This window comes from Vibrio sp. D420a (genome assembly GCF_030248625.1).
GTDB lineage: Bacteria > Pseudomonadota > Gammaproteobacteria > Enterobacterales > Vibrionaceae > Vibrio > Vibrio fortis_A.
This window is the reverse complement of record NZ_JAHGAN010000031.1, coordinates 43,926-61,939: the sequence shown is the minus strand read 5'-3', so window position 1 is coordinate 61,939 and position 18,014 is coordinate 43,926. Positions and strand designations below refer to the sequence as shown.

Genomic DNA, 18,014 nt, shown 5'->3' with positions numbered 1-18,014 from the left:
AACCTGCGAAGAACCTAAAAAAAGGCCCTCACCACAAGCGAGAGCCATTTATCAATCAAGCAAAAGTTCAGACTATTCGTTTGATACTTTTTTGTGACCTTCTTGTAGGTGAACGAAGTCTACCAGATCATCGCCAGACACTTGGTATGCTTGACCAAAGCCTTTAACGAACAGGCCGTTTTCAGCTTTAAGGTTAAACAGTGAGAAATCTTGAAGTTGGCTTAGACCATCAATGATCTCGCCAAAACGGTCCTTCATTTGTCCGATAACTTGAGTCCAAAGCTCACTCTCACGCTCAACGACTGATGCCGTTGCATCAAACGTTAGACGCTTGCGTGCATAAAGCTGCTTTGAGCTCTCTTCGTCTTCGATCATCATCAATGACACGTTCGGGTTCGCTTTCAGATTGCGAGCGTGACGTGCGATATCAGAAATTAAAACAAAATAGCCCTCTTGGTTTTGAACAAACGGCGCGTAGCTCACGTTTGGACGACCTTCTTCATCAACAGTAGCCAGTTGCAGCGTACGACGCTCTTGACGGAACTCTTTGATTTCAGGACCTAAACGACCTTGAAGACGTTCTTGTTTTACTTGCTGTTCCATGGTGATTCCTTTATTTACTTTCTCTAAATTATTATATTTTTAGCCAAGGAGAAACTCCGATGCCTCTCCTTGGTTCGCTCTAATCGTTGCTTGTCTCAAGTCGTGAAACTTGAAAATTAGCCTTGCGCCTTCAACGCGTTGAAGCGTTCTACTTGGTCAGCAATAAGCTCACGTTTCTCATCACGGCCTAGGTAGATCTTAAAGATGTTGTCGCCAGTCTCACTGAAGAAACCAAAGTAGTGACTCTCACGCCCCATGAATGGTTTGCTTACTAACGCCACATGTTTAACGTTGTCTAGTTTAAGGTGACCATGAAGCTCGCCCTCTTTGCCCATTAGGTTGTAGTAACCACGCGCCACTTTACCTTTAGGGAAAGGCGCTTTAACTTCAAAGATTGAACCGAACGAATGCACGATCGTCGTTACTGGGCCCCAGCCAACAAGACCTTCAAGGATCTCTTGAGCACGAGAGCCGTCTAGCATCACAGACATATCGCCTGGAAATGCAGCGACGACTTCTGCTTCTGTCACGTTCAGCTTTTCAGCAATAGCTGTAGGAAGTAGCTTTGGTTCTTCTTCAAGAATACGAGCGACGCTTTGCTCTAATGTGTCGATCATCTCTACCGTTGTATCTGTCATTGAATTCATTTCCATTATTAATTATGCGTGTTTCTTTACAGCATGAGGGTGATGAGCAGGACGCGACGGTCTTGCTTGTGGATTCGCTTCAAAGTATTCCGCATTCAAAACTTGAATAACGCTTTGCGCTAATGTCACAGCCCAAAAGCTGCCCGCAATGGTTAAAGTTAAGTAGTCTTCAGACAATTCGACCAGTCCGTTACTTTGCCAATGCGAAAATAGAGGTTTTAAATAGTTAAACGTGTCTTGTCCCATGAAGGTCGGCAGTAAGCTTCTGCGTACCACTCCAGAATCAAAACCCGCTTTAAGTGAGGAGAAAATAGGTTCAAGTTCGCTTTGCTTAGTCATCATGGCGATTGGAAGCTCACCACGCTTAACCGAGTCCATGTAGGTCTCTAGCGTTCGATGCTGCATGATGCCGTGACCGCCTACATTACCACCGGCACCACAACCGATAGGCAGTACTTCGGCGTATGTCTTAGCTAAGCTGTTGTAGATGCTGCGTTCACGATTGTCGCGAGCCCAATGGTTCACACTCAGTTTCTTAACCTTGTGTTTTTCCATAAACTCGACGCCTGCCAAATACATGCTTGCTTTATCAGGCGTTGTCGCAGGAGGCGGAATCTTACCTTTATCAACCAAGTTCAGCATTGGTGCATCACCACCCACGATCAATTGATATAGGTCGATACCGTGTGCGCCTGTCGACATGTAATCGTGTAAGTCTTGCTCGAAGACATCCATGGTTTGGTGTGGCAAACCATAAAGCAAGTCAAGCACGATTGGTGCTTGCTCGGTTTTACTCAACGAGCTGATTCTCTCTAGAACCACTTCGCGATCATCTAACCTTTTTGCGCTACGACGAACTTTGGTATTGAAGCTTTGAATACCAAAAGAAAATCGGTTGAAGCCACCTTCTAGCGCTCGGTCGAACATTTCATCACTGAAACGGTTAATTCGCCCTTCGAGAGTCATTTCCACGTCGTTCGCTAATGGGAAATGCTCACGAATCGCTTTGCCCAAGAGTTCAACTTGCATTGCAGACAAATCCGTCGGAGTGCCTCCACCAATGTAAACCGCATGGAAAAGACCAGATTGAGCCCAGGGTGTTTTCGCTTTTTGCTTCAACTCACAAAGCAAGGCTTCGAAATAGTCGTCAACAAGTTTGCGGCTGGCTGCGTTCTGGAAAAAATTACAAAAAGTACAACGCACTCGGCAAAAAGGAATGTGGATATACAAACAACGTTTATCCTGTTTCTTTCCTTCCGCTAGCATCAATTCGTCGAACAAATTCAACTTCTTATCTTGAGCGATTGGAGTCGCACTTCCACCAGCGTGTGCCGAGTGCTTTTTTGCAAACGCAAAACGCAGCGGATCTGGCGTTGAAACACCCAAAATAGATTCGTCAAATTTATAAATATCGAGAGTCATATAAATTACCTAAACGCTTACCGAGCCAAGCTTGGAAGACTATTCGCTAAAAACTGAGAGAATCATAAATAGCCTGAAATGATAATGCAATTGATAATTGATCTTATTTAGATTCTAGGCAATAATCGGTGCCAGATTTTCGTTTAGGTGAAGGGTTAATTGTGAACGTTCCAAGGTATGTCATAGCAGGGGGAGCCTCATTGGTGATTCATGCTGCGTTGTTGTTTGTCGCGCAAGAATCAAAGGTATTTGCTATGCCAGCTGGCGCAGAATCTAAAACTGTTGCTCTAAACTTTAAGCCACAAACTCAACGATCCGTTGAACGTGAAGAAACGGTCACCGAACCCGTTGAATCAGAAGTCACTCCTGAACCTGAAATTACAGAAACGCCTGTAGAACCCACACCACCTCCAGTAGCAGAACCGAAAAAGGTTCAGCCGAAAAAAGAAGCAATCACTAACAAGCCAAAACCTGAGCCAAAAAAAGAGCTCGTCAAAAAGCCTGAGCCTAAACCGCCAGTTAAAAAACAGGTAAAGAAAAAACCTGTACAGAAAAAGCCCGTCGAAAAAAAAGTGGTAGAAAAGAAACCTGAGCCGGTTAAGCCACAACCGGACAAGAAAATCGCTGAGAAAAAAGTTGAGTATAGTGAGCAACAAGACGCGCAACCGGCTGCGGTTAATCAAGGCGTTGAGAACCCTGAGCCTGTTCTCATAACCAAACCAAGTTTTAGTGTACGGCCTACTCCACCTAAATACCCAAGACAAGCTAGACGCAGAGGCGTAGAGGGTGTCGCAACCTATGAGATTTGGCTTGATGAAGACGGCAAGCAAGTTAAGCAAGCATTAGTGAACTCTTCAGGTGCACTACTTCTTGATAAGGCCGCACTCGACGCAATCAAAAAATGGAAATTTTCACCACACACCGTAAATGGTCGAGCGATCGCTCACCGTGTACGAGTACCTGTTCGTTTTAACTTGGACTAAGAAATGCAACAAATCAGTTATTTACAAGAGCAATTGGGCCTAATGACGTGGCCACTGCTTATCTGCTCAGCGCTTACTGCAATGATCATCGTTGAGCGTATTTTCCAAGTGATGCTGAGTATCGGTGTTGGACGCCGCGCTATTCGTAAAGAGCTTCACCAGATCTCACCAACCGACACTCATCAAATTGAAACGCTAGCGGCGGACTTGTCCAACAAGCGACCACTGCTTTACAAAGGCGTCTCGATGGTACTGGCTCATCACTCTTTTTCTAAGGGGTTACGTGAAGACGCCGCTGGAATCTGGCTTCAAGAGAAACGCCACCAGTTACATGCAGGTTTACGACTGCTTGGTTTGATCGGCGTTATCAGCCCACTGATCGGCCTACTGGGTACAGTTCTTGGATTAATCGAGATGTTTAAAGGCGTTGCTGCCACAACGGGCAGTATCACACCCAATGACCTAGCCGATGGACTTGGCCTTGCGATGCGCACCACAGCAGCTGGTTTGATCATCGCTCTTCCTGCCATTTCAGGTGCACAACTGCTAGGTCTATGGGCCGACAGAGTATTGGCTAAATTGGAGCACACTCTGAACTACGTCAATGTGTGGCTAGAGGGTATGTCGATGCAACCAACCACGACTCAAGTTACCGCATCACAGCAGACCGCTACAACGGAAGGTGCGCGCTAGTCATGATCAAAGTCTCTCAGAATCACAATGCATCAAGTTTAACGCCTGATCTGACACCTCTTTTGGACATCATCTTTATCGTGATGGTGTTCTTGCTTCTTACTGCTTCCGTGAAGTTGGAGTCATTGGACGTTGAGTTACCGAGTAATGACAGCAGCAATGTGTCTGAGGTGCATAAAGACTCGATCAGCGTAAACCTGCTTAACCGCGAACCCTACTGGGCAATCAACGGTAAAGAGTACATTGATTGGGAGAACTTTAAGTTGGCGCTACTTGAAGAAGTCGGTTCTGGTGATAACAAGAAGCCAATCATCATTGGTGCGGACAAAACCGCGGATGTGCAGAACCTCGTTAAGTTGCTCTCCTTCCTACAGGACAACGGTATCCCAGCAACGCAACTACTGACTGAAGGCGAATAAACAGCTGACGTTAGGCGGCAAACCTCAAAGGCGTAGGCACCAATCTACGCCTCGTAAAGATTTCAAATCATGTCGGCCATATATGCGAACCGACAAAAACAGACAATAAGAATAGAATTATGAATACAATTAAAGAGCTCAATCACAATCATTCAATTAAAAAGCCGCTTAAGAAGGGGCTACTTTCGATGGCAGCGCTTTTAGGCTTTTCCCTCGCAACTCATTCAGCGATTGCGGCCGACGATGCGCACCAACAACGTATTATCAGTGCCGGTAGTGCAGTCACGGAACTCGTATTGGCACTTGGCGCCGAAGATCAACTGGTCGCAATTGATGTTACCAGCCGTTTCCCGCAATCAGACAAACTTCCTAAAATTGGCTACCACCGTAATTTATCAGCAGAAGGTCTTATTGCTCTGCAACCGACCACTCTGATCGGCTCTGATGAAATGGGTCCAGATACAGCAATATCTCAACTGAAATCTGCAGGGGTTGATGTTGAAATCGTTAACACAGAGGCAAGCGTAGAGGGACTACTTAAGCGTATCGACCAAATCGCAGAGATCACGCATACAGAAGAGAATTCTAAAGCGGTAAAAGAGAGCGTGAATAAGAAAATCGCTGCGCTTGAAGCTAACCAAGTTCCTCAAAATGAAGCTAAAAAAGTGCTGTTCTTATTACTTCACGAAGGTCGCCCAGCGAATGTTGCGGGCAGTGAGACCTCTCCAAACGCGATCATCGAGCTTGCGGGTGGTATTAACCCAGCGGCTGAAAGCTTAACATCTTATAAACCATTGTCTATGGAATCTATGGTTGAGATGCAACCAGACGTTATTCTTGTTAGTGGCCGTAGCTACCAAAAAATGGGCGGAGCAGACGCTATTTTGAAATCACTGCCAATGCTAGCGGCTACGCCAGCGGGTGTAAACAAGCAGTTCATCACCGTTAACGGTAGCGCACTAGTTGGCGGTCTTGGCTTAGCGAGTCTTGCCGAAGCAAAACGTTTAAACGCACGTATTTATCCACAATAACTTACTGATTGTGCGTTTAGTTTAAGGCTCTCATTATGCTGTTAAGAACCGTACCTTTAAAAACATCAATGGTAGGCTTTGGTATCGCCCTAGTCTTCATTGCCCTGTTTTCGATTACTGTTGGACCAATGAACATTAGCTTGAGCGACAGTGCGGCAAGCTTGTTCAATCCAAACAATGAACTCGCGCCTCACATCAATCTGGTTATCCAAGAGATTCGATTGCCACGAACCATTCTGTGTATGGTGATTGGTGCCATATTGGCGCTATGTGGCGCAGTGATGCAGGGTTTATTCAGAAACCCATTAGCAGAGCCGGGAATCATTGGTGTTTCCGCTGGTGCTGCGTTAGGTGCTGCGTTAGCAATCGTTCTTTTTTCTGAACTGAGCCTTAACTACCCAGGTTTCATGAACTTTGCAGCTGTACCAGTGTTCGCCTTTCTTGGCGGCGCATTAACGACTCTTTTAGTTTATAAGCTGGGTACAGGTAAATTCGGTACTTCCGTGACCATCATGCTACTGGCAGGTGTCGCAATTAGTGCCCTGTCTGGTGCTGGCATTGGTTTTTTAAACTTCATCGCTGACGATCAAATGCTGAGAGATCTCTCATTGTGGTCGATGGGGTCATTGGCGGGCGCTAAATGGTCTGGAATTGCATTGGCCCTTGTCACCTTGGTTGTACTGTTTATCTTGTTCTATCGCCAAGCTATGTCGTTAAATGCACTACTCCTTGGTGAGTCAGAAGCGCAACACTTAGGTATTCCCGTTCAAAAGCTCAAACGCCAATTGATCTTACTGACTGCGGCAGGCGTCGGCATTACGGTAAGTCTCTCAGGTATGATTGGATTCATTGGCTTAGTGATTCCTCATCTGGGTCGCATGCTTGCAGGTCCTGATCACCGTGTACTACTCCCTCTATCCGCAGTCCTAGGCGCACTATTATTGACAGCTGCTGACATGTTTTCACGTGTGGTATTGGCACCAGCCGAGCTGCCCGTTGGTATCGTGACTGCCATTATCGGCGCACCGTTTTTCCTATATCTACTATTCCAACAAAAAGGGAGAATTCTGTAATGCACTCCCCAGCCCTAAAAGCCAGCGACATCCATGTAAAGTTTGGCAGCAAAGTGATTCTAGATAATGTCTCTATCGAGATTGAAGCGGGTAAAGTAACGACACTTCTTGGCCCAAATGGCGCCGGAAAAAGCACGTTACTCAAAGCGTTATGTCAAGAGATCGAAAGCCAAGGTAACATCAATTACTTTGGCCGAGACAGAGCACTATGGTCACCGAGCACACTGGCGAAGCATTTAGCGATGCTCCCACAGCACAGCACACTCACTTTTCCATTCCTTGCTAACGAAGTGGTTGAGCTTGGTGGCATTCCACTACAAGAATCCAATCGAGCACTGACTAAAATCGCACAAGAGAAAATGGATACGGCGGACGTGTCTCATCTGGCTGACCGTCTCTACCCATCACTTTCTGGTGGTGAAAAGCAGCGTGTACATCTAGCGCGCGTGTTGACTCAACTGCATCACTCTGGTGACCAATGTGTATTGATGCTCGACGAGCCCACTTCAGCGCTCGATCTCGCTCATCAACACAACACACTGAAAATCGCTCGTAAAATGGCAGACGAACAAAACGCGGCAGTCATTGTGGTGCTACACGACTTGAACCTGGCCGCGCAGTATTCTGATCGTTTGGTCGTATTGAAAGGCGGGCAGTTAGTGTGTGATGGAACACCATGGGAAGCACTAAAACCAGAGATGATTGAAGATGTCTATGGGTATCGGAGTATTGTTGAAAAACACCCTACTATGAGCTTCCCTCAAGTCCACCCTGCTGGCTAATAAACAAAAAGAGCACTAACGGTGCTCTTTTTAGTTTCTAAAGGCTTAAAACGCCATTCACGGCCATTTAAGCTATTGTCCAGATTAACAATAGGTATTATTGCTAGAGATTTACATAATTCTGAACGATTCCATGTACCTAATCAGGTGCCTCTAAACGTTAGTCACCTCGCTACTTTTGAAGCCACAATGAGAGCCAAATGATTGTTGACCACAAAAACAGCAGGCACAAAAAAAGCTCCTAATAAGGAGCTTTTCTTTCAATGGATTATTTGCTCATTTGAATTAGAGACTTACCAATTAACCATTCTAGTTCTTTACCACTTGTGTCGCCAAACTGAGTTTCAGTCAGTTTGTACAGGCGGTCAATACCGTTAGCAGCGAACTCGTGTGCGCTTTCTGAAGTAACGATATGGTGGAATAGCAGGCGTAAGATTGCTAGGAACTCAGCATCTTCCAGGGCTTTAATCCAGCTATCAGAAAATGCATCTAAACCATTTTCGAAATCAATGTGTTCCATGAACATTTTGAAGATACGACCATCAAGCGCTGCCGTAAAATCTGTCTTCTTTGGAAAGTGGTGGCTAATACCAGTACGAGAAACACCCGTTTGTTGACTCAACGTCGTGTATGACATCTTGTCGTAACCCAGTCTTAGTAGCTGGTCAACTACGGCATCCATGATTTTCTGGATAGTGATTTCTGTATCTTCTTTACTACGCTTTGGCATATTCAGGCTCTTCTTTTTGTAAATCCATCTAACTCATCAAATGAAGTCAGAATGAAAATCGTTATCAGCATTATGTGAGTAAGGCGATTTTTCGCAAGTATTTGCGCCCAATAACACGAGAATACTCTGTACGACCAATTTTACAGTGTTGCGTCTTTGCGCACTTTGTTTAATTAGTCTTCGGAATTCACCTTACCGTTCTAAAGCAGTGTTTTAAAATAACCGCTTAGAATATGAAATGCGAAACAATAAATTCATTATATAAATACCTATCAAGCGATAGATACTCTTATAAAATCATTCAGGGTGCAACTAACTGAATGATGTTCTGACAAATTAATGACACTAATTTTCAGAAAAATATGAGCTTGATCACACCCATATTCACATTTATAAAACGCCATGCTCATTGTTTTCCTCAACAAACAACATAGCATACCAATGCAAGATAGGCCAAAGGATTTAATTTTTGTAGATACAGATCAAATTGCTCGGTAAAATAACCTCAGATTTTGTAAGAGGATTATTTATGAACCAAGATGTTGGCACTAATGATGTATGCGAAGCTTGCGGTTGCGCAGGCGAAATGGGTTTCATCATTAAAGAAGGCGACGATGTAGCGGAAGTTGTAATCTACGGTAACTCGAAAGAAGCGATGGAAGCAGAGCTAGCTAAGTACATTGATTTAGCTAAACAAGTTTCAAGCAATGTTGAGTTTGAATCAACAGAACTGACAGAAGAAAGCAACGAACTACGTACACGTTTCAAGTTCGAAGTGAGCGCAGAGAAAATTATCTTTGAACTAAAAACACGTTCAATCGCACGATAACGCGCCCTACTCTATTGATTAAGACGAGCCTATTGCTCGTCTTTTTTTTCGAGTGTTTTCCATGAAAGAGCGCCATTTGTCTCGAAATCATTCTGTTCTGCACACTGAATCACTACTCCTGATATTTCCAGAACAGCACCTAAACTGTAAGCCTTATCATCGTAATAACAGACCCGTGGGTGCGTATTCTTTTGCGATACAACCACCGCCTTTTTCGCCGGTACAGAAATAATATTGTCGGCATAAACGTTTGCATTATTCCCAAATAGACCTGAGATTACTGTCAAAGATATGACTTTAATTGCATTTAATCTTTTCACTTATATTTCGCTCTCTGTTTAACTGGCTAAATTTAACAATTATCGGCAATATTTCTGGGCTCGCATGCAATTTCCGATATAGTAAGCGCAACTCTGTTAGAAGATCGTCATTATGCTCAGAATTGTCACATTGCTTGCGTGCTTACTCACCATATCAAATAGTTACTCCCGGCCCCTCGATCACTATCAAATATTGAATCATCTCGACAATTACGGAAATCTTTACCTGCGTAATAAGCCTTATACCGAATTACCGACAGGGTTAGTCGTCAAAGGTAATTTAAATATAGAGAAAACGTCTATCAAACAACTACCAAAAGAGCTCGAAATTGGTGGTAGTCTACAAGCGGCGAATAGCTTGCTCAGACGTGTACCCGCCGGCACCTCTATCAAAGGTTACGCCAACTTACTTGGAAGTCAGATACAAAGTTGGCCGAAGGGCGTCAAGGTTGGTGGCTTTATCAACTTCACCGATACGCCACTGAAAAAGCTACCGAATGGTTTTCGAGTTAAAGGCGACTTGAGTTTAATTCGAACCCCGCTGACCGAACTGCCAAATGGCATTGTGGTTGAAGGGAATCTTTATATTGGTGGTTCTGCGATTACACAGTTCCCCGATGTAATGACGGTGAACGGCAATATCTATCTCGGTGGAAATGTCATTAGCAAATGGCCAACGACATTGAATCTGGGTGGCGCGGTAGCCCGCTAGGCAGGAAAGTAGGAGCATGACGAGTTGCCATGTATTGCGATCAAAAAAGGAGCACGACGCTCCTTTTTGTTTTTATCTGCAGTCGTTAAATCATTAGACTGAATTTAGCCGACATTCTTTACTGGGTTAGCGTAGCTATCAATCAGGTACTGATGCGCACCTTGAGGGATGCTTGATAGTTTCTCTTCAAACTCACGCTTCACCGCTTCAGTAATGCTGTCGTCTTCTTTATCTGCTGCCAGTAGGTTCACAGGGAACAGCTTGTAGTTCTCATGAATTTGACGGTCAATCTCTTCAGCTAGTGCTTCTGGCGTCTCAAAATCTTGGTCAATCACAGAACCAAAGCCAACATGTACATGGCCTTTATTGCCCACGATACCTTGAATGATGCTTTCGATATCTTCAAATTCGCCTTTCTCATACGAACCATTGACGTCTTTTTCGAACAACTCTAGCGCTTTTGCCGTATCACACGGGTCATTTTCGTAAGAGATCGCAACCGGTACGATCTTCAATGACTTAACATACTCAGCGAAAGCAACTTTCTGTTTACGACCTTCAACGTGGAACATCTTCAGGATAGCTGGATCAGTGAAGTCGTTACCGTCTTTTGCACGCCCTTCTTTCTGCGCAATCCAAATAGAGTTACCCGTATCTAGAGAGTGCTTAATATAAGAAGAGAGTTGGCCAAGCGCTTTCATCATCTCACGCGGCCCTTTAAGCGAGCGCTTAACAATAAAGCTCTTGTTCAAACGCATAAGTTCAGTCGCGCATGGCTTCTTAAGCAGGTTATCACCAATCGCAATACGGCATGTGTTGTGGTTTTGCTGATGCAGTGCATAGTTAACTAAAGCCGGATCCATGGCGATATCGCGGTGGTTTGAGACAAACAAGTAAGACTGATTTTGATCTAACGATTCAAGCCCCGTGTAAGTCACACCTTTAGTGGTATTCGCTAAGGTATCACGAAGGTACTTTTTCACTTCGATCTGAATCGCTTCTACGCTCTGCAGCTTGCTCCACTTCATTTTTAGGTAAACACGCAAGATTGGGCTCATGATTGCTTGGAACCAAGCTGCGTGATTAGTGAAGCGATAGTTTAGGATCGCGCTGATGAATTCTTCATCATTGATTAGGCGATCGAGTGCCGCAGGAATTTCGTCGTCATTATAAGGACGGATATCAATATATGGATCAGTCTGAGAGGTCATTTTTCACTACATCTAATAAAAAGCTGGCTCATTCTACGCATTGTTTTGCTTTCTCGCAGCTACAGAGCCCATACTTTTGACAAGGTCAGACCAGAAACATCGGATTTACCTGCATTATTGTTGGCATACGTTAAAATTAACGGTAATCTTAGCGGCCGCAAAACTAAGGACCTTCTATGAACTTCGCTATCGAATACACATCGGCTTACTACTCCCACCTAGAAATCACTCCTAGAAAAAAAGTGGTAAAACATAGCCTTGTATCCGTTGAAAGCGGATTAGTTTTGATTAAGATTGGTAAACAGGAACACGCCATTGAGCCGGGTCAAAGCCTTTGGATCCCGTTTGATTGCTTAACTTCCCTCACCTACTTTCCGAACACGCGAATCGCACGCGTCGACTTTTCAGTGCGCCTAACCGATGCCTTCCCTAAGCAAGCGGGCTACGTGAATCAAACACCACTTTCACAAGCTTTGCTCGATAAGCTCGCAACCTTGGCAGTTAAAAACAAAGACACCAACAATGCGTCTTCAACATTTAAAGAGCTATTAGCGGTAGTTAAGCAGGAAGTATTGACCTTTAAGCCACTGCTGTGTGAAAGCGAATTGTCGCAACGCTTCAACCGTTGGAACATTGAAGACTCACCACTATCTCAAGAACAAACCCTAGTGATGGTGATGCGTGAAGCGAAAAAACGCATGCAGTCAGGTCAGAAGAAAGAGAAGGTAATTGACGAGTTATTCTCGGGGCAAACCGAAGAATTCGAGCAGCTGTGTATGCTGGTGTTTGGCGACACGCTGTAAACTGACATAGTCTGCTCAGACAACGAAAAAGCCGCGAACTCTATGAGAGTCGCGGCTTTTTTAATTTGGTATGTTTTTCTAGAGCCTATTTTTCCGGAAATGAGCTCTTTTAGAACGGAAACTCAATCTGCATCATCATGTCGGCTTCTCTAGCATCATGCCAGCGATAATCGAATCGCATGCGAGGTTCACCCACTGATTTCTCACCAAACCCAATGCTGAGCTGCAAACCATGGTTTAGGATCCACTCTTCTGTGGTCATGTCGTACTTTTTATCTTCCAGATCTTCAGGAAACCACATCCCCAAGCCAACATAGTTCGAGCTAATGCTTTGAGTAATGATTGGTGAGTCTTTGGTTTGTAGTACCCAATCAGACCAGTAGTCGTTTGAAGAGGCTTCAGGTTCGTCACTAAACCCACTCAGGCTCAGCATTCTTTGGCTGAAAGATTCAAGGCTGTCTGAAAAGTTGAGGCATGTCGTCTGTTCATCCGAATCAAACATAATTGAGTCTAAGCTGAATAGATCACACTCAGCATGCGCATGCAAGCTGAAGGTAACGACGAAGCTGGTCGTTAAAAGTGCTCTTTTTAGCATAGTGCTCTGACCTCTAAGAATTAAGGACTACATTGTCTTATACAGCCCACCGTCTTGCAAGATGTTTGTAACTGACTTTGTACTCAAATTTGCAAAGTCATTACCATTTATAATCGCATTGCGAATATCGGTGCTACGAACTTTTACTTTTTCTGGGCAAGCCATTACAGACCAGCGTTCAGTGATCTCGTCAGACTTATAAAAAGACGAGAACTTAAAGAAGTTATCCGGCCCGATGACAAAAGTTATATCGGCCGTTGGATGAGATTCTTGAAGCTTTTTTAATACTGCGTACGTTGTGACGCTCTCACCCGGGGTGTACAAACTTTGCTCTACTAAAGATAGTTCAACTTGCTCAATAGCCAAGTCATTGATAAATGCCTCAACAAGCTGACATCGAATATCATAATCCAGCATGGTTTTTCCCCACGCGTGAGCAATGCTCGGAACAAGTAAAATTCGGTCGAAGTGCACCAAAGACTCAATGACACTTTTATGCCCTAAACTTGGTGGGTTAAATGCACTACCAAAAACCGCTATTTTTTCCATCGCTTGTCGCTGCCTTCTTTTATCTCACTGTGTAAAGAGGTTTTTATCTCTCTTGATTTCGGTATGATAACACTAGATTTCAATTTGCTTGCAGGAAAGGAATACGAATGGAACAGTTAATTCGTGATGAAATGCGCGTTCTACCATCAATTGACGCTCAATTTGAAGTAGATCGTCGTGTAGAGTTCATCAAAACCAAATTACAACAATCAGGATGTAAGTCTCTTGTACTGGGTATCAGCGGTGGCGTTGACTCAACAACATGTGGCCGACTCGCTCAGCTAGCAGTAGACAGTCTTAACGAATCAAGCAACAGCAACGATTACCAGTTTATCGCCGTTCGCCTGCCTTACGGTGAGCAAAAAGACGAAGATGAAGCGCAGCTTGCTCTCTCTTTCATCCAACCATCTCAATCTGTATCAGTAAACATTAAAGCGGGCGTTGATGGCCTGCACGCCGCGTCTCATGTTGCGCTTGAAGGCACAGGTCTTCTTCCTACTGATTCAGCTAAGATTGATTTCGTAAAAGGTAACGTAAAAGCTCGTGCTCGCATGATCGCTCAATACGAAATCGCAGGTTACGTTGGTGGCTTAGTTATCGGTACTGACCACTCGGCAGAAAACATCACAGGTTTCTACACAAAGCACGGTGACGGCGCATGTGACCTTGCACCACTGTTTGGTCTAAGCAAACGTCAAGTTCGTGAGCTGGCAGCAACGTTAGGTGCACCAGAGCTTCTAGTGAAAAAAGTACCTACAGCTGACCTTGAAGAGCTAGATCCTCAGAAAGCAGACGAAGATGCACTAAACCTAACTTACGACCAGATCGATGACTTCCTAGAAGGCAAAGAGGTGTCTAAAGAGATATCTGATCGTCTAGTAAGCATTTACCAAGCGACGCAGCACAAACGTCAACCGATCCCAACGATCTACGACTAAGCTCAAGTTGGTTGCGCAGTAATCTGCGTGCCTACCTAGCTCAAGACTCGCTAAGCAAAAGGCCGACAGTGAACACCGTCGGCCTTTTCATTATGTTTTATCACCAGAATCTGTTGACCTTTGGCGATTAGTCGACCACTTCGATATCGGTTTGTGGTACACAGCAACACGCTAGTACTTGCCCCATATTACGCTCATGATCTTGCAGCGCAGGAACATCAGGTTGATGCACTTGCCCAGACTCTAGAGTCACCTTACACGCCCCACAAAATCCAGCTCGGCAGCTAGACGCAATTGAAACACCCGCAGCTTCCGCTTGGTCAAGCAAAGTACCTTGGTTGTTGCCCTCAAACAGATAACCATTAACGCTTAACTGCAGAGTTTTCACCACTTCTTCCGTTGCTTGGTTAACACCAAACGCTTCTTGATGATAATGCTGTGGATTTAAACCCATTTGAATCAGCATCTTTTTAGCATTGTCCATAAAGCCATCTGGGCCACAAACAAATGCTTGGCGTCGATGCAGGTCATCGATCTTCGCTATATGAGAAACGCTCAAACGCCCTGACAAACCTTGCCAATCTTTAGCTGGCTGACTAAGTGAGTAGATCACCTTTAGACCTGGGTGCTTATCAGCAATTTCTTGAATCTCTTGTTGATAAGGGATATCTAGCTCGCTGCTGCACTGATGATAGAACACCACGTCTTCTACTTGGTCGTGGTCGGCAAGGTAACGCAGCATAGAAAGCATAGGCGTTACACCGCTGCCTGCAGAAAGCAGCAATAGCGGGTGATTTGGATTATCTTCCAGATAGAAAGCGCCATCTGGGTTTTGTGCCACTAACGTATCACCCACTTGGAAATGGTCATTAAGCCAGTTTGAGATTCGGCCATCATCGACACGCTTTACCGAGATCGCAAGGCGACCTGCGCGTGATGGGCTTGAAGACAGTGTATAACGACGAGAAATCTTTTCGCCATCGATGGTCATCTCAATCGGTAGGTGCTGACCTGGCTGGTAACTAGGTAGGACTTTGTCACCTTTGGCTGGCTCTAACCAAAACGTTGTGAAATCACGCGCGATCTCTTCACGCTCAACACACGTAAGGTGCAATGACTCAACCCACGTATCTTCATACTGCTCTTTAGGTTTGGTCTCTAGCACTTCAATCTTATCGCCTTCCTTAATCACACCTTCGTTTTTCGCTACAAGGTTCTGACCAAAGAAAACACCACCAGTCTTATCAGCGCGAAATTGAGAGAAGGTATTCAGTGGCTCTTTTGAAGGGCGGAACTCACCTTTGTCTACATCAACTGTGGTTAAAATACAGCGCTGACACGGTTTCACCGCTTCAAACTCGACTTCACCGATTCGAATGCGCTTCCAACCATCTTCACCAAACGCTTCGGTGTTCGAGACCACTAGGTTGGTACGAAATTGATCCATGGTATGCAGCTCTGGGCTGCGGCGATTAAGTTCCGCTAGCGATGCTTCACTAATAATAAGAAGTGGGTAACCATCAGCGAAACTCACATTATGTCCGAGCTTCTCACGCACGCGATTAGACTGCTCACCCGTAAACAGTAACTCGACACGTTGTCCGAGCACATCACTGAACCAATCATCTGCGGCATCATTGGTGGTGTATGCGGTGAAGTTGTCTTTCCAAACCGTGGCTGGTGTTTCCTGCATCTTGAACTCGCTGTATTTCACGCGCAGCGCAGGCTTACCTTCACATGTGAAAATCAAGCCATCCGGTTGCAAGCTAGAAGACACTTTTACCATTTGCGGATACTTACGAGCCGTTACCATTGAGCCATCCGCTAACGCCAACATAAAGCGTCGGTCAAAACTCAGACCTTGTTTTTCTACCCATGCACTTGATAGCGAGATCCCGCCAACTGATTTAACAGGATAAACATTCACCTGAGAGAGATAAGGACTTTGAGCTTCCGAGGACTTTGACATAACGACTCCAGTGTTATTAGATTTTTTACAATGCTAACAAATGCACCTAGTTTTAGGAACTCGCTCGCACTAAACACTTGATACTCAGCTATTATATTGAGAAGTGAGCAAAATATACTTTTAACCATTAGTCGTGTTATAAAAATCAGGAGCCTTGTGGTTGCGTATTTTTTATCAAGCTGCAAGGTGAGACTTTTGAAACGTCATTGAATAAAAAGGAATTATCATGAATAAGCTTCTCGTCATCATCTTATGTGTTCTTCTTCCACCACTTGGTGTGTTCGTCGCTCGTGGCGCAGGCAAAGACCTATTGATCAACATTGTACTCACGATCTTCTTCTGGGTTCCGGGAATGATTCACGGCTTATGGGTGGCGACTCGATAATCGAGCACATTTAATACAAATCAACCCTTTGCTTGTACAGATCGAAGCTTCTACCGATGAAGTAGTAAAAATAGGATGAAATAAAACGGCTTTTCCACTATCATCCTGTCGCCTAAACGTAAGCGATTGCTTTCACAGATTTCGCACTGTTTAGGCTCCAACTACATAACATTTCAATTGGTGGGAGCTTTCAATGACACAACTTACGATTACTCGTCCTGACGACTGGCACGTTCATCTACGCGATGGCGAAGTACTGAAAGATACAGTTCGCGATATCAGCCGTTACAATGGTCGAGCGTTAATCATGCCAAACACTGTCCCACCTGTAACTGATACAGAAATGGCGCTGGCTTACCGCGAGCGCATCATGGCAGAAAAGCCCAGTGAGCAGTTCGAGCCACTGATGGCACTTTACCTAACAGACAACACAACTCCTGACGAGATCCGCAAAGCGAAAGCGTCTGGTGCAGTGGTAGCAGCGAAACTTTACCCAGCAGGCGCAACAACGAACTCGGATTCTGGTGTGACGTCTGCAAAGAACATCTACCACGTACTAGAAGCAATGCAAGAAGTAGGCATGTTGCTATTGGTTCATGGTGAAGTAACCACTCATGACGTTGATATCTTCGACCGTGAGAAAGAGTTCCTAGATACCGTTCTAGCACCTATCGTTAACGACTTCCCTAACCTTAAGATTGTTCTAGAGCACATCACAACGGCTGATGCAGCGACATTCGTTAAAAATGCTAACGAGAACGTTGCAGCAACCATCACAGCACACCACCTACTGTACAACCGTAACCACATGTTGGTTGGCGGCATCAAGCCACACTTCTACTGCCTACCGATTCTTAAGCGTAACACCCACCAGCAAGCGCTAATTGAAGCAGCAACAAGTGGTAGCAAGAAGTTTTTCCTAGGTACAGACTCTGCACCTCACGCAAAAGGCGCGAAAGAGTCGGCATGTGGCTGTGCAGGTTCATACACGGCGCATGCTGCAGTAGAACTTTACGCTGAAGTATTTGAGCAAGAAGGCAAGCTTGAAAACCTAGAAGCTTTTGCAAGTCACAACGGCCCTGATTTCTACGGTGTACCTCGTAACACCGACACTGTAACTCTTATCAAGGAAGAGTGGAACGTAGCAGAAACTATGCCGTTCGGTTCAGACATTGTTGTGCCAATCCGTGGCGGTGAGACAATCGGTTGGACAGTTAAATAAGTTCTTAATTTGTCGCAAAAATAATACGCCCTGCACTATCTGTGCGGGGCTTTTTTGTTTGTGAACAAAGTCACTTGCGAATCCATTAATCGTATCTA

21 protein-coding genes are annotated in these 18,014 nt (G+C 44.8%); 12 read left to right on the top strand and 9 right to left on the bottom strand.

The window, feature by feature from the left end; genetic code table 11:
* Window positions 1-72 precede the first annotated feature (72 nt).
* The 3 genes from hutZ to hutW all read right to left on the bottom strand — a co-directional run bounded on the left by hutZ (window position 73) and on the right by hutW (window position 2,672).
* Window positions 73-603 carry a heme utilization protein HutZ gene (gene hutZ / locus KI743_RS19885; RefSeq protein WP_152469826.1) on the bottom strand — a complete coding sequence of 177 codons (531 nt, stop codon included), beginning with the start codon at window positions 601-603 and terminating at the stop codon, window positions 73-75.
* Window positions 604-719: 116 nt separating this feature from the next.
* A complete protein-coding gene (gene hutX, locus KI743_RS19880) occupies window positions 720-1,241 on the bottom strand; it encodes a heme utilization cystosolic carrier protein HutX (protein WP_285467879.1) in 522 nt (173 codons plus the stop codon).
* Window positions 1,242-1,262: 21 nt separating this feature from the next.
* Complete coding sequence (gene hutW / locus KI743_RS19875) at window positions 1,263-2,672, bottom strand: heme anaerobic degradation radical SAM methyltransferase ChuW/HutW (protein WP_285467878.1); 1,410 nt, start codon at window positions 2,670-2,672, stop codon at window positions 1,263-1,265.
* 161 nt (window positions 2,673-2,833) lie between these two features.
* On the opposite strand from hutW, the gene KI743_RS19870 reads away from it, so the two are divergent.
* The 6 genes from KI743_RS19870 to KI743_RS19845 all read left to right on the top strand — a co-directional run bounded on the left by KI743_RS19870 (window position 2,834) and on the right by KI743_RS19845 (window position 7,653).
* The gene (locus KI743_RS19870; protein ID WP_285467882.1) at window positions 2,834-3,655 is read left to right on the top strand and encodes an energy transducer TonB; all 822 of its coding nucleotides are present in this window, start codon (window positions 2,834-2,836) and stop codon (window positions 3,653-3,655) included.
* 3 nt (window positions 3,656-3,658) lie between these two features.
* Window positions 3,659-4,348: a MotA/TolQ/ExbB proton channel family protein gene (locus KI743_RS19865; protein WP_285467877.1), complete on the top strand. Its 690-nt coding sequence runs from the start codon at window positions 3,659-3,661 to the stop codon at window positions 4,346-4,348.
* Window positions 4,349-4,350: 2 nt separating this feature from the next.
* Window positions 4,351-4,767 carry a biopolymer transporter ExbD gene (locus tag KI743_RS19860; RefSeq protein ID WP_032550449.1) on the top strand — a complete coding sequence of 139 codons (417 nt, stop codon included), beginning with the start codon at window positions 4,351-4,353 and terminating at the stop codon, window positions 4,765-4,767.
* Window positions 4,768-4,955: 188 nt separating this feature from the next.
* A complete protein-coding gene (locus tag KI743_RS19855) occupies window positions 4,956-5,798 on the top strand; it encodes a hemin ABC transporter substrate-binding protein (protein ID WP_285467881.1) in 843 nt (280 codons plus the stop codon).
* 35 nt (window positions 5,799-5,833) lie between these two features.
* Window positions 5,834-6,871, top strand: coding sequence for an iron ABC transporter permease (locus tag KI743_RS19850; RefSeq protein ID WP_285467875.1), 1,038 nt, complete (start codon window positions 5,834-5,836; stop codon window positions 6,869-6,871).
* Window positions 6,871-7,653, top strand: a complete 783-nt coding sequence (locus KI743_RS19845) for a heme ABC transporter ATP-binding protein (RefSeq protein ID WP_285467874.1) — start codon at window positions 6,871-6,873, stop codon at window positions 7,651-7,653. The genes KI743_RS19850 and KI743_RS19845 overlap by 1 nt, the downstream gene beginning before the upstream one ends.
* Window positions 7,654-7,921: 268 nt before the next feature.
* Here KI743_RS19845 and KI743_RS19840 read toward each other — a convergent pair whose 3' ends face one another.
* A complete protein-coding gene (locus KI743_RS19840; RefSeq protein ID WP_032550453.1) occupies window positions 7,922-8,383 on the bottom strand; it encodes a TetR/AcrR family transcriptional regulator in 462 nt (153 codons plus the stop codon).
* Window positions 8,384-8,912: 529 nt separating this feature from the next.
* Here KI743_RS19840 and KI743_RS19835 point away from each other — a divergent pair.
* On the top strand, window positions 8,913-9,212 hold the full coding sequence (locus KI743_RS19835) for a YfcZ/YiiS family protein (RefSeq protein ID WP_285467873.1): 300 nt from the start codon (window positions 8,913-8,915) through the stop codon (window positions 9,210-9,212).
* Between the two features lie 29 nt (window positions 9,213-9,241).
* Here the strand turns inward: KI743_RS19835 and KI743_RS19830 are convergent, their stop codons facing one another.
* Window positions 9,242-9,505, bottom strand: a complete 264-nt coding sequence (locus KI743_RS19830) for a DUF1496 domain-containing protein (protein ID WP_285467880.1) — start codon at window positions 9,503-9,505, stop codon at window positions 9,242-9,244.
* Between the two features lie 139 nt (window positions 9,506-9,644).
* Here KI743_RS19830 and KI743_RS19825 point away from each other — a divergent pair, with 139 nt between their 5' ends.
* Window positions 9,645-10,244 (top strand): hypothetical protein, encoded by a 600-nt coding sequence (locus tag KI743_RS19825; RefSeq protein WP_285467872.1) that lies wholly within the window; start codon window positions 9,645-9,647, stop codon window positions 10,242-10,244.
* A 104-nt stretch (window positions 10,245-10,348) separates the two neighbouring features.
* On the opposite strand, the gene KI743_RS19820 is transcribed toward KI743_RS19825, so the two are convergent.
* Window positions 10,349-11,455, bottom strand: a complete 1,107-nt coding sequence (locus KI743_RS19820) for a 1-acyl-sn-glycerol-3-phosphate acyltransferase (RefSeq protein WP_032550457.1) — start codon at window positions 11,453-11,455, stop codon at window positions 10,349-10,351.
* Between the two features lie 176 nt (window positions 11,456-11,631).
* Here KI743_RS19820 and KI743_RS19815 point away from each other — a divergent pair, with 176 nt between their 5' ends.
* A complete protein-coding gene (locus tag KI743_RS19815; RefSeq protein WP_032550458.1) occupies window positions 11,632-12,258 on the top strand; it encodes an AraC family transcriptional regulator in 627 nt (208 codons plus the stop codon).
* Between the two features lie 109 nt (window positions 12,259-12,367).
* On the opposite strand, the gene KI743_RS19810 is transcribed toward KI743_RS19815, so the two are convergent.
* Window positions 12,368-12,853, bottom strand: a complete 486-nt coding sequence (locus tag KI743_RS19810; RefSeq protein WP_032550459.1) for a hypothetical protein — start codon at window positions 12,851-12,853, stop codon at window positions 12,368-12,370.
* Between the two features lie 27 nt (window positions 12,854-12,880).
* Window positions 12,881-13,402, bottom strand: coding sequence for a nicotinate-nicotinamide nucleotide adenylyltransferase (locus KI743_RS19805; RefSeq protein ID WP_285467871.1), 522 nt, complete (start codon window positions 13,400-13,402; stop codon window positions 12,881-12,883).
* Between the two features lie 107 nt (window positions 13,403-13,509).
* Here KI743_RS19805 and nadE point away from each other — a divergent pair, with 107 nt between their 5' ends.
* Window positions 13,510-14,340 carry an ammonia-dependent NAD(+) synthetase gene (nadE, locus tag KI743_RS19800; protein ID WP_285467870.1) on the top strand — a complete coding sequence of 277 codons (831 nt, stop codon included), beginning with the start codon at window positions 13,510-13,512 and terminating at the stop codon, window positions 14,338-14,340.
* Window positions 14,341-14,467: 127 nt separating this feature from the next.
* Here the strand turns inward: nadE and KI743_RS19795 are convergent, their stop codons facing one another.
* Window positions 14,468-16,309, bottom strand: coding sequence for a hybrid-cluster NAD(P)-dependent oxidoreductase (locus KI743_RS19795; protein ID WP_285467869.1), 1,842 nt, complete (start codon window positions 16,307-16,309; stop codon window positions 14,468-14,470).
* Window positions 16,310-16,535: 226 nt separating this feature from the next.
* On the opposite strand from KI743_RS19795, the gene KI743_RS19790 reads away from it, so the two are divergent.
* Window positions 16,536-16,694, top strand: coding sequence for a YqaE/Pmp3 family membrane protein (locus tag KI743_RS19790; RefSeq protein ID WP_032550463.1), 159 nt, complete (start codon window positions 16,536-16,538; stop codon window positions 16,692-16,694).
* Window positions 16,695-16,887: 193 nt separating this feature from the next.
* A complete protein-coding gene (gene pyrC, locus KI743_RS19785; RefSeq protein WP_285467868.1) occupies window positions 16,888-17,916 on the top strand; it encodes a dihydroorotase in 1,029 nt (342 codons plus the stop codon).
* Window positions 17,917-18,014: the final 98 nt, after the last annotated feature.